This is a genomic window from Nocardiopsis halotolerans DSM 44410 (assembly GCF_000341065.1).
Taxonomy (GTDB): domain Bacteria; phylum Actinomycetota; class Actinomycetes; order Streptosporangiales; family Streptosporangiaceae; genus Nocardiopsis; species Nocardiopsis halotolerans.
The window spans coordinates 17,171-28,422 of sequence record NZ_ANAX01000058.1; the positions used below are offsets into that span (position 1 = coordinate 17,171).

Here is an 11,252-nt window from a genome sequence, read left to right on the forward strand (position 1 = left end):
CGGGGCGCGTCCGCGGACCGTGCACCCCTTGCGCGCCCAACAAACTAAACGTACAGTAACTTACCAATTCAATCCGATACGTGACAGGACGACCGCAAGCGGTCGTCAACCCGTGTCCGCCGCGCCTCGGCGGACCGACTCCGCCCGCTCGCCGCCCCGCCGAGGCGGGGCTTCCCCCCGGAGCAGCCCATGCGTACCCAGTACCGACCACGCCGATCCCTCCTCTCCACGGCCGCCTGTCTCCTCACCGCCGCCGCGCTGCTGACCCCCGGCACCGCGGCGGCGGCCCCCGCGCCGGAGGCCGCGGCACCGACCGCCGAGACCAACCAGGCCGCCCTGGTGTGGTCCGACGAGTTCGAGGGCCCCGCGGGCAGCGCCCCCGACCCCGCCAACTGGAACCACGAGACCGGCGACCACGGCTGGGGCAACAACGAACTCCAGAACTACACCGCCAGCCGGGCCAACTCCGCCCTGGACGGCGACGGCAACCTCGTCATCACCGCACGCCGCGAGGCCGACGGCTCCTACACCTCGGCCCGGATGACCACCCAGAACAAGGTGGAGAACGCCTACGGGCGGATCGAGGCCCGCATCCAGATCCCGCGCGGCCAGGGCATCTGGCCAGCCTTCTGGATGCTGGGCGCCGACTTCCCCCAGACGCCCTGGCCGGACTCCGGCGAGATCGACATCATGGAGAACATCGGCCGCGAGCCCCACCTGGTCCACGGCACCGTCCACGGCCCCGGCTACTCCGGGGCGAACGGCATCGGCGCCTCCTACATGCACCCCCAGGGGTGGTCCTTCGCCGACGGCTTCCACACCTTCGCCGTCGACTGGCGCCCCGGGTCCATCACCTGGTCCGTGGACGGCAACGCCTACCACACCCTCGACCGGGCCGACGTGGGCGGCAACCCCTGGGTCTTCGACCAGCCCTTCTTCATGATCCTCAACGTCGCCGTCGGCGGGAACTGGCCCGGCTACCCCGACGCCACCACACAGTTCCCCCAGCAGATGCTGGTCGACTACGTCCGTATCTACTCGCTCGACGGCGGGACGGGCGGCGGCACCGGCACGATCACCGCCTCCAACGGCATCTGCCTCGACGTGGCCGGAGCCCAGACGGCCAACGGCACCCCCATCCAGCTGGCGCACTGCAACGGCAACCAGGCCCAGCAGTGGACCGTGGGCGCCGACGGAACGCTCCGGGCGTTCGACAAGTGCATGGACGTGGCCAGTGGTGGAACCGCGGCGGGCACCCCGGTACAGCTGTGGGAGTGCAACGGGACCGGCGCCCAGCAGTGGGTCCACGACAGCGGAAGCCAGGCCCTGCGCAACCCCCAGTCGGGACGCTGTCTGCAACCTCAGGGGCGGGTGCAGAACGACGGCACCCGCATGGTGATCGCCGACTGTGACGGCAGCGCCGTCCAGCGCTGGAACCTGCCCGGCTGACCCCGAGCGTCCTCCGTATCCGCCCACCGGGCCTTCCCCACCCGGTGGGCGGCGCGCGTCCGTGCCGGGTCGCGGACCCTCAGGACGGGGAGGGCGGGGAGTACGGGGAGGGGGACGGATCGACCATCCGCCACGCCCCGGGATCGGCGGGGGTGTCGGTGAAGGCGTAGCGCACGGTCTCGCGGTCCAGGGCCAGCAGGGTCACCGACCCGGTGGCCCACACCCTTCCCCCGCCCAGGTCGGCGCGGGCGATCAGGCCCGTCGGGTCACCGGACTCGTCGGGGCCCGCCGAGCGGGGCGCGGAGCCCGCGGCCTCCGTGATCAGGCGCGGCCACTCCCCCCACACCTCCGCGATCCCCCGGGCTCGCGCCAGGTCGGCCGGGTCGGGCCGGGTGCGCGCGAACCCGGGCGTGTGGCGGACGGCGCGCGGGTCGTCGGGGTCCAGGCCCGTGTTCACCACCATGCTCACGCCCACCGGCAGCGGCCGGGTGTCCAGGCACCGGCCGTCCCAGCTGTGCAGGTTGACCCGGTGGGCGTCGGCGTCCAGCAGGTGGAAGGGCGCGTACAGGGTGGGATCCTCCCCGTGCAGCGGGTCCCGTCCCGGGTTCCTGCCCGACTGCGCCAGGGCGCGCAGCGGCAGTTCGCCGCGGCTGGCCGGATAGGTGCCCTCCCAGGGCATGCGCCCGTCCCAGGGCCAGCCGTTGAGCAGGGCCGACGCCCGCACGTGGACCGGATCGACCGCCAGCCAGGTTCCGCCGGCGAGGCGGTCACGGCCGCCGACGAGGTCGGGACGGTCGGGCCAGTGGTGGGCGGGCCGGTCCCAGGGACGGGAGACCATCTCGTCCCTGAGCGCGGCGATGACGAGGGGTGTGTCCGCGCCGGGATCGAAGCCGACGATGACGGTGCACATGACGACCTTTGCTGTGGGTCCCCGGCGACGCGCTCGGGGATGTCGACGAAACGTTGAACGCAGGTGGACGCAACGGTACTCGGAGTACGCCGCGCGGCGCGCTCCGGAACCCGGTGGTGCGGGCACCACGGTGTTCCCGGGGTCCGTGTGCCTGTCGTGAGGCCCCGGAGTCTTCTAGTCTGTGTGTCTCCCCCAGAGCGCACGGACGCGGAAACCGTCGTCCGATCCGTTTCCCGGACCACACAGGAGTAGTGCGTGCCCGAGCAACCCGACCGGACCGACGACGGCGCGGAGAGCACCGCTGACAGGCCGCCGGAGTCATCCCCCACCGGCCCGACGGGTCCCCCGTCCGAGACCGGGCTGTCCCGGCGGGAGGTCGCCGAGAGGGTCTCCTCCGGCCGGACCAACGACGTCCCGGTGCGCGCCAGCCGCACGGTGGGACAGATCGTCCGCGGCAACGTCTTCACCCGGATCAACGCGATGGTGGCGGTGCTCTTCGCCATCATCGTCGTGATCGGTCCGGTGCAGGACGGCCTGTTCGCGATGGTCATCTGCTTCAACACGCTGATCGGCATCGTCCAGGAGTTGCGCGCCAAGCACACCCTGGACAGGCTCGCCATCGTCAACGCGGCCCGGCCCCGGGTCGTGCGTGACGGCGCCACCGTGCACGTGGCCACGCAGGAGATCGTCCTGGACGATGTCCTGGAGGTGGGCGTGGGCGACCAGATCGTGGTCGACGGCACCGTCACCTGGGCCGGTGGGTTGGAGGTCGACGAGTCGCTGCTGACCGGTGAGGCCGACCCGGTGGTCAAGCGGCCCGGGGACACGGTGATGTCCGGGAGCTTCGCGGTGGCCGGAACCGGCCGGTTCCGGGCCACCAAGGTGGGGCGACACGCCTACGCGGCGCGGCTGGCGGAGGAGGCGAGCNGGTGCGGTCGGAGCTGCGTTCGGGCATCAACCGCATCCTGACGTGGATCACCTACGCGCTGTTCCCGATCGGCGCCCTGCTGGTCTACAGCCAGCTGTTCATGGGCGGACAGGTGGCCCTGGAGGAGTCGACCGCGGGCGGGCAGATCTCCGGGCCGCTGGCGGACGCGCTGCGCGGCATGGTCGCGGCCCTGGTGTCGATGATCCCCGAGGGTCTCGTGCTGCTCACCAGCATCGCGTTCGCGGTCGGGGTGATCCGGCTGGGGCGGCACAGGTGCCTGGTGCAGGAACTGCCCGCCATCGAGGGCCTGGCCCGCGTGGACGTGGTGTGCACCGACAAGACGGGCACGCTGACCGAGACGGGCATGAGGCTGGCCGAGATCCGCGATCTGGGCGGGCACGACGACGGATCGTCCCCGGCGCGGGTGCTGGCGGCGCTGGCGGCCAACGACCCCGACCACAACCCCAGCATGGCGGCGATCGCACTCGGCTGCGAGGGGCGGGCCACGCCCGACTGGCCGGTGGTGGCGCTGGCGCCGTTCTCCTCGGCCCGCAAGTGGAGCGGGGCCAGCTTCCTGGCCCCCGACGGTGAGGAGCACTGGGTTCTGGGCGCGGCCGACGTGCTGGTCTCCGCCGACGATCCGGCCGCCGCCGAGGCGGCGCGGCTGGGGGGGCAGGGCCACCGGGTGCTGCTGCTGGCCCGCGCGTCGACCCGGGTGGACTCCGACGGGGCCCCCGGCGCCGTGGTGCCCGTGGCCCTGGTGGTGCTGGACCAGAGGGTACGCGGGGACGCGGGCCCGACCCTGGACTACTTCTCCGAGCAGGACGTGGACGTCAAGATCGTCTCCGGCGACCACGCGGCGTCGGTGGGCGCGGTGGGCCGGGAGCTGGGTCTGGACGGCGCGGACGAGCCGGTGGACGCACGGGCGCTGTCGGAGGACGACGACGAGCTGGCCCGCGAGGTGGAGGAGCGGTCGGCGTTCGGACGCGTGACGCCCGAACGCAAGCGCGACATGGTGAAGGGCCTGCGGGACCGCGGGCACACGGTGGCGATGACCGGGGACGGCGTCAACGACGTGCTGGCGCTGAAGGAGGCCGACATCGGTGTGGCGATGGGCTCGGGGAGCCCGGCGTCGCGGTCGGTGGCCCAGTTGGTGCTGCTCGACAACCGGTTCGCGGTGCTGCCGCGCGTGGTGGCCGAGGGCCGCCGGGTCATCGGCAACATCGAGCGGGTGGCCAACCTGTTCCTGACCAAGACCGTGTACACGATGACTCTGGCGATCATCGTGGGCCTCCTCGCGGTCGCCTACCCGTTCTTCCCCCGGCACGCGACGCTGATCAACGCGGTCACGTTCGGCATCCCGTCGTTCTTCCTGGCGCTGGCTCCCAACACCGACATCGCCCGGCCGGGGTTCGTGATGCGGACGCTGCGGCTGGCGATCCCGTCGGGGGTGGTCGCGGGCCTCGCGGCGGTGACGACCTACCTGCTGGTGCTGGGCGGGCGGACGGTGCCCGACCCGGCCGACCGCACGGCTGTGGTGATCACGCTGTGCGCGACGACGCTGTGGGTGCTGCTGCTGGTGGCCAAGCCGTACGTGTGGTGGAAGGTGGTGATGGTGGCCTCCATGGTGGGTCTGCTGACGCTGGCCATGGTGACGCCGCTGGGACAGTGGTTCTTCGAGCTGGACGTGAGTGATCCGACCAAGGTGCTCACCGGTCTGGCCGTGGCGGGTGTGGCGATCGTGGTGATCACGGTGATCCGTGTGGTGGACGACCGGCTGATGGCCCGCTCCGAGGCCCGTGCGGCCGAGGAGGCGTCCCGGAGGGACCGGGAGGACGAGGAGCGCACCCCGGAACCGGTCTAGTCCGCCCGTGGACCGTCGGCGTTCGGGGCGCGTGTATCCGTACGGCGCCGACGCACCCGACGGTGACGACGCCACCTGGCCCCGACGCCACCGAGGGATCTCGGGACGCCTCGTCCGCAACGTCGACGGCTTCCCCGTACCACCCGGACCACGGGTCCGCCTGACGGGTCGCCTCAGTGGAGCGCCCGCCCGCGGACGGTTCCTCTCGGGTCCGTCCGCGGGCGGGCCGTCATGCGCGGGGGCGGCGGGCGAGCAGGTAGGCCTGCCGGGTGCTCTCGGACCCCTCCGGTTCACGGACCGCGCGAACGTGCACGTCCAGTCCGGACTCCTCCAGCAGTTCGGCGACGAGTTCCGGGGGCCGCCGGTGGAAGTCGAGCGAGACGGCGTGCCCGAGCCCCTCCTCCAGGTGGAGCGGCGGTTCGTCCCCCGCCTGGAAGACGACCAGCGCCTGGCCGCCCGGGGCCAGTGCGCGGCGGAAGCCCGAGAACACCCGGGGCAGGAGTTCCAGCGGGACGTGGATGGTGGAGTACACGGCCGCGATCCCGCCCAGGGTCCCCTCCGGGAGGTCGAGGTCGGTCATCGAGCCCTCGGTGAAGCGCAGTTCCGGGTGGTTGCGCCGGGCCACCTCCAACATTCCCGGGGACAGGTCGATCCCCGACACGTCCAGCCCCAGCCCGTGCAGGTGGGCGGTGTTCCGGCCCGTGCCGCATCCCACGTCGACGACCGGTCCCCCGCCTCCGTCCCGGACGAGTTCGGCGAACAGGGCGAGCAGCGCCCGGTCCAGCGGCTTGCCCGCGAGTTCGCCACGGGCGAGCTCGTCGTAGTCCACGGCCACGGTGTCGTAGGAGGCGCGGGTCGCGGTCAGGAAGGAGGATTCCGGCTCTGCGGGGTTGGGCATGGCCCACATCCAACCAGCACCCCCCGGAGCCCGCCCGCCGGGGTTGTCCACGGACCGGAGCCGACCCTGGCGCGGTCGAGTCGGCTCGCGTCCACTGGAGAACGGGGCCCCTCGGTTGGAGAACGGGGGTCCCTCGGTCCCGCCCGCGTCCGCATGCCCTCAAACTGGTGGAGCGCACGGGGCCCGGGCCGAGAGCACGGTCCGGCTCCGCGGAGAACGGAGGATTCCCCGTCAGCGGCCGGGTCGTCGCGGGACGCCAGGCGGCCGATCCTCCGGAGCCCCGCCTGCGGCTGGACCATGACAGCCATACCTGGCGCCCCCGGGGTTCTCCCGACCCCACGGACAGACAGTCAGGAACGAACTCCCACGAGAAAGGTGAGGAACCATGGTGGACGACACCGACATGCGGCATCTGCGGCGCGCGGTCGCACTGGCCGCCGAGGCGCTGGAGGCGGGCGACGAACCCTTCGGCTCGCTGCTGGTGGACCGGAACGGGGCCGTGCTCTTCGAGGACCGCAACCGCGTCGCCGGGGGCGACCGCACCCGACACCCGGAGTTCGCCATCGCCCGGTGGTCGACGACCCGCCTGACACCCGCCGAGCGCTCGGCGGCGACCGTCTACACCTCCGGCGAGCACTGCCCCATGTGCTCGGCCGCCCACGGCTGGGCGGGGCTGGGCCGGATCGTGTACGCGAGCTCCTCGGCGCAGCTGGCCGCGTGGTTGGAGGAGTGGGACGTGCCCCCGGCGCCGGTGCGGGCACTGCCGGTCAACGAGATCGTGCCGGGAGTCGCGGTGGACGGCCCGGTGGATCCCCTGGCCGCGGAGGTACGCGGGCTCCAGGCCCGCTTCCACGGCCGTCGGTGACGGATCCCGGTCCCGTCGCGGTGGCGGGTCCCGGGGAGTGTTTCTCCGGATGCTCTTCGTCCCCGTCGGCGGAGCCGACACCCCGCGAGCTGCCCAGTTGGCCGTGCGGGCGTCACCGGCACGGCGGGAGGCGGTCCGGGGCCGCGAGCACGGAACGATCCAGAAAACGACCTAGTCCCGGTCGTCCTTCTCGGGCTCGAAGCGGCCCTGGATGACGCGGCCCCGGCTCGGGGAGGCAGCGTCACCACCGGAGTCGGGGCGACGGCCGAAGGGGGAACCCTGACCGCCGTACGGCCCCCGGCCGGGGATGTCGGCTCCCCGGGCCAGCAGGTCATCCTCCATCCGGTCCCGCATCTTCCTCACGCGCCGCCGCGCCCATCCGGCGAAGGCCCAGCGCAGGGCGGGTCGGGTGAAGGGCAGGACCATCAGCAGGCCGAGCACGGCGGTGACGAACCCCGGGACCACGAGCAGGACACCGCCCGCCATGAGCATGAGCGGGTCGAGCAGCCCGCCCTGGGGCGGCTCACCCGAGCGCATGGCCCCGTCGGCGTCCCGGAAGGCCTTCGTACCCGCACGGCGCAGCACGGCCGCACCCAGGACCAGCAGCGAGACCAGTGCGGCCAGCGTCCACGGCACGCCGATCCAGCCGCCGACCACGATCATCAGCCACACTTCCAGGAACGGCAGTGCCATCAGCGCCAGCACCGTCAGCAGCGGCATGCGTAACCATCCTCAGGGTCGTCGACCGTGTCCTCCCTGGGGGAGGAACGCTCACGCGGGCGCTTTGGTTCCCCGGCGGCGTCCGGCGACCACCGCGACGACCACGGCGGCCAGTCCCAGGGCGCTCAGAACGGCCTCCGGCGCGGCGCCGAGCCTGGTGGCGAGCGTGGTGCCCTCCATCGCCTGGAGTTCGGCGACGTGGACGTCGGGCTCGGCCTCGGGTGAGGTGTAGGCCAGGCTCCCGTCGGGGTTGACCACCGCGCTGACACCGCTGGTGGAGACCACCACCGCCGGACGCCCGTGCTCGACGGCGCGCAGCTGGGTGATGGCCAGCTGCTGGTGGGTCTGGCCGGTGAAGTTGTAGTTGGCGTTGTTGGTGGGGATCACGATGACCTGCCCGCCCGCGGCCACGGACTCGCGCACCGGCTGGTCGAAGGCCACGTCGAAGCAGATGCCCACGGCCAGGGTGGTTCCGCCCACCTCCAGCGCGCCGGGCTCGGTGCCGGGGACGGCGTCGGCGCTGACCTGTTGGAGGCGGGACACGAACCGCGTGAAGAAGTCGCGGTAGGGGACGTACTCGCCGAACGGCACGAGGTAGCGCTTGTCGTAGATCTCCCCCGGACCGGTCCCGGGTTCCCAGACCACGCTGCTGACGTACCGGGTGCCGTCGTCGTTGAAGCGGCTCATGCCCCACAGCAGCGGAACGCCCACGTCGTCGGCGGCGGCGTCGATGATCTCGTACGCGGCGGGGTCGCGGAAGGGGTCGATGTCACTGGCGTTCTCGGGCAGCAGCACCATGTCGGGCCGGGGGACCTCCCCCGCGCGGACGGCGTCGGCGAGTTCGTGGACCCCGTCGGCGTGGTTGTCGAGGACCTGCATGCGCTCACCGGCGATGGACATCTCGCCGGCGTTGGGCACGTCGCCCTGGACCATGCCCACGGTGACGGTGTGGGAGACGGCGGGGCGGCCGACGGCCGGTGCCAGGACGCCCGCAGCGACGACCGCGGCGCTGGCGGCCAGTCCGACGGCGACCGGAACCCAGCGCCGGGCGGCGCCCCCCACCGCCGAGGCGCCCCCCACGGCTGAGGCCGCGCGCAGCGCGCTCCACAGCAGCAGGCCCCCGGTGAGGGCGACGGCGAAGGTCACCAGCGCGGAGGAGCCCAGGGCGGCGTAGCCGACGAAGGGCGTGTCGGGCTGGGCGAAGGCGAGCTTGCCCCAGGGGAAACCGCCCAGCGGCCAGCGTGCGCGTACGGCCTCCTGGGCCACCCACAGGGCGGCGGTCCACAGCGGCCATCCGGGCAGGCGCACGGCCAGCGCCAGCCCCATGGCCATGGGCACGAAGTAGACGGTCTCGGCGGCGGCGATGAGCAGCCACACGTCGACACCGAAGACGTCCTGCCAGCGCACCAGCGGCACCATGAGCGTGGCCCCGGACAGGGCTCCCAGCCAGGCGGCGCGGCGCGTGCGGGTTCCGGCGACGGCGAAGGCGAGCAGCGCGGCGCCGAAGGGGCCCAGCCACCACAGGCCGTGGGGCGGCAGGGCGAGGAGCTGGGCCAGACCGGAACCGATCGCGGCGAGGCAGCGCCACAGCAGGTCGTGACGTCCCCAGTGGTGTCCCGGCGCGAGGGCGGTGGCGAGTGAGCGGGCCGGGTTCGCCGTCCGCTCCCGCCCCACCCGCTCCGGTGGGGTCGTGTCGGAGCCGGGGACGCCGCCCTGCTCGGTGTGCTCGGCAACCACGTGGGGTGCTCGCTTTCCGCTCGCTGGTGAGAGATGCTCGCGGTCAGCATATTGGGGGGACGCGGAAAAGGCCCGAGCCACCCTTCGGACCGGCTCCGTCCCGTCGGCGGCGAGCTCGGAATACCGTTGTCTACTGGATGTTCGGGCCTTTTCCGGGTCCAACCCCCCGCCCGGTCGCGGTACTCCACCCCTCACCCGATCCCAGCTACACCTGGTGCGTGGTGCAGCGTCCAATCGGACGAGCGGGGGCCGCACAACCGGTCCGTCCAGTGCTGGACTGGTCGTTAGGTTACCCAGACTCCCCGACCCGATGCCTCAACCCGGCCGCCGTGTCGTGGCCGCCGCCCGAGGGTCCGGAGGGGAGAAAGTGATGAACCGTCGGACAGGCTAACGCACCTGGAGCCGCCACGCCAGCTGAGCGGACGGGGTTTGTGTCTGACCGCAATCAGATCAACATCGACTCAAGTCTGGACTTTTCGATCAAGATCGTGTCTGATGTGATCAGTACAACGGACTGCTTCGATCAAATTCGAAACAGTCGGGCCGGTGACGCGGACCTTCGGCCACGAGTTCCACGTCACCTCCGTTTCGACCCCTGGAGCTGACAACCATGGCGGAGATCGTCCTTGAGGGCGTGGACAAGATCTACGGCGGCGACGTCAAGGCCGTCGACAACCTGAACCTGAAGATCAAGGACGGCGAGTTCATGGTGCTCGTCGGCCCCTCCGGCTGCGGCAAGTCCACCGCGCTGCGCATGATCGCGGGTCTGGAGGAGATCACCGGGGGCACGCTGGTCATCGGCGACGAGATCGTCAACGACCGCCCGCCCAAGGACCGCGACATCGCGATGGTCTTCCAGAACTACGCGCTCTACCCCCACATGAGCGTCGAGCAGAACCTGGCCTTCGGCCTGAAGCTGCGCAAGGTGGCCAAGCCCGAGATCGCGCGCCGCGTGAAGGAGGCGGCCGAGATGCTGGGTCTGGAGCCCTACCTCAAGCGCAAGCCGGGCGCGCTCTCCGGCGGTCAGCGCCAGCGTGTGGCCATGGGCCGCGCGATCGTGCGCGAGCCGCGCGCGTTCCTCATGGACGAGCCGCTGTCCAACCTGGACGCCAAGCTGCGTGTGCAGATGCGCGCCTCCCTCAACCAGCTCCACGAGCGCCTGGGCGTCACCACCATCTACGTCACCCACGACCAGACCGAGGCCATGACCCTCGGCGACCGGGTGGCGGTCCTGCGCGACGGGCGCCTCCAGCAGGTGGACACCCCCAAGCGCCTGTTCGACGCCCCCAACAACCTGTTCGTGGCCGGGTTCATCGGCTCCCCCGCGATGAACTTCGTCGACGCCGAACTGGTCGAGGAGGGCGACGGCGCCGCGCTCACCTTCGCCGAGCACAAGCTGCCGGTCCCGGCGAGCGTCCTGGACGCGCGCGAGGGCCTGCGCGACTACCTGGGCAAGAAGCTCATCCTGGGTATCCGCCCCTCGGACTTCAACGACGCCGACCTCGACAACAACGGCGACCCGCAGATCCGGGTGAAGGCGGGCGTGACCGAGGAGCTGGGCACGGAGATCAACGTGATCTTCAACGTGGACGCCCCGCCGGTGCGCCACGAGGACGCCGCCGCCCTGGCCAAGGACGCCGCGGGCGAGGAGGGCGAGGGCGACGGCATGCCGCTGGGCGCCAACACCTCGCAGTTCACCGCCCGGGTGAGCCCCCGCAGCAGTGTGCGCCCGGGACAGGAGATCAACCTGTCGGTGGACGTGAGCCAGCTGCACTTCTTCGACCAGAAGAGCGGTCTGGCCATCGGCCACCCCAACGAGGGCTGAGCCCCTCCCCCAGCGCCCCGCCGTTTCCTCTCCTCCTTCGGGAACCGGCGGGGCGC

7 protein-coding genes and 1 pseudogene are annotated in these 11,252 nt (G+C 72.1%); 4 read left to right on the top strand and 4 right to left on the bottom strand.

The window, feature by feature from the left end:
- Nucleotides 1-189 precede the first annotated feature (189 nt).
- Nucleotides 190-1,449: a glycoside hydrolase family 16 protein gene (locus tag D455_RS0104745; RefSeq protein WP_017569619.1), complete on the top strand. Its 1,260-nt coding sequence runs from the start codon at nt 190-192 to the stop codon at nt 1,447-1,449.
- A gap of 79 nt (nt 1,450-1,528) precedes the next feature.
- Here the strand turns inward: D455_RS0104745 and D455_RS0104750 are convergent, their stop codons facing one another.
- Nucleotides 1,529-2,359, bottom strand: coding sequence for an NRDE family protein (locus D455_RS0104750; RefSeq protein WP_017569620.1), 831 nt, complete (start codon nt 2,357-2,359; stop codon nt 1,529-1,531).
- A 255-nt stretch (nt 2,360-2,614) separates the two neighbouring features.
- Here D455_RS0104750 and D455_RS29220 point away from each other — a divergent pair.
- A pseudogene (locus D455_RS29220) lies at nt 2,615-5,151 on the top strand (HAD-IC family P-type ATPase).
- Between the two features lie 229 nt (nt 5,152-5,380).
- Here the strand turns inward: D455_RS29220 and D455_RS0104760 are convergent.
- Nucleotides 5,381-6,049, bottom strand: coding sequence for a class I SAM-dependent methyltransferase (locus D455_RS0104760; RefSeq protein WP_026122319.1), 669 nt, complete (start codon nt 6,047-6,049; stop codon nt 5,381-5,383).
- A 385-nt stretch (nt 6,050-6,434) separates the two neighbouring features.
- Here D455_RS0104760 and D455_RS0104765 point away from each other — a divergent pair, with 385 nt between their 5' ends.
- Complete coding sequence (locus D455_RS0104765) at nt 6,435-6,914, top strand: nucleoside deaminase (RefSeq protein WP_017569622.1); 480 nt, start codon at nt 6,435-6,437, stop codon at nt 6,912-6,914.
- Nucleotides 6,915-7,085: 171 nt separating this feature from the next.
- Here the strand turns inward: D455_RS0104765 and D455_RS0104770 are convergent, their stop codons facing one another.
- Nucleotides 7,086-7,634 (bottom strand): FxsA family protein, encoded by a 549-nt coding sequence (locus tag D455_RS0104770; protein ID WP_017569623.1) that lies wholly within the window; start codon nt 7,632-7,634, stop codon nt 7,086-7,088.
- A 51-nt stretch (nt 7,635-7,685) separates the two neighbouring features.
- Complete coding sequence (lnt, locus tag D455_RS0104775) at nt 7,686-9,371, bottom strand: apolipoprotein N-acyltransferase (RefSeq protein WP_017569624.1); 1,686 nt, start codon at nt 9,369-9,371, stop codon at nt 7,686-7,688.
- A gap of 610 nt (nt 9,372-9,981) precedes the next feature.
- On the opposite strand from lnt, the gene D455_RS0104780 reads away from it, so the two are divergent.
- Nucleotides 9,982-11,196 (top strand): ABC transporter ATP-binding protein, encoded by a 1,215-nt coding sequence (locus D455_RS0104780; RefSeq protein WP_017569625.1) that lies wholly within the window; start codon nt 9,982-9,984, stop codon nt 11,194-11,196.
- Nucleotides 11,197-11,252: the final 56 nt, after the last annotated feature.

Excerpts from the sequence above, each read along its gene's own strand:
- D455_RS0104750 (WP_017569620.1), bottom strand. The coding sequence starts at position 2,359 with ATGTGCACCGTCATCGTCGGCTTCGATCCCGGCGCGGACACACCCCTC.
- D455_RS0104765 (WP_017569622.1), top strand. The coding sequence starts at position 6,435 with ATGGTGGACGACACCGACATGCGGCATCTGCGGCGCGCGGTCGCACTG.
- D455_RS0104745 (WP_017569619.1), top strand. The coding sequence starts at position 190 with ATGCGTACCCAGTACCGACCACGCCGATCCCTCCTCTCCACGGCCGCC.
- D455_RS0104770 (WP_017569623.1), bottom strand. The coding sequence starts at position 7,634 with ATGCCGCTGCTGACGGTGCTGGCGCTGATGGCACTGCCGTTCCTGGAA.
- D455_RS0104780 (WP_017569625.1), top strand. The coding sequence starts at position 9,982 with ATGGCGGAGATCGTCCTTGAGGGCGTGGACAAGATCTACGGCGGCGAC.
- D455_RS0104760 (WP_026122319.1), bottom strand. The coding sequence starts at position 6,049 with ATGCCCAACCCCGCAGAGCCGGAATCCTCCTTCCTGACCGCGACCCGC.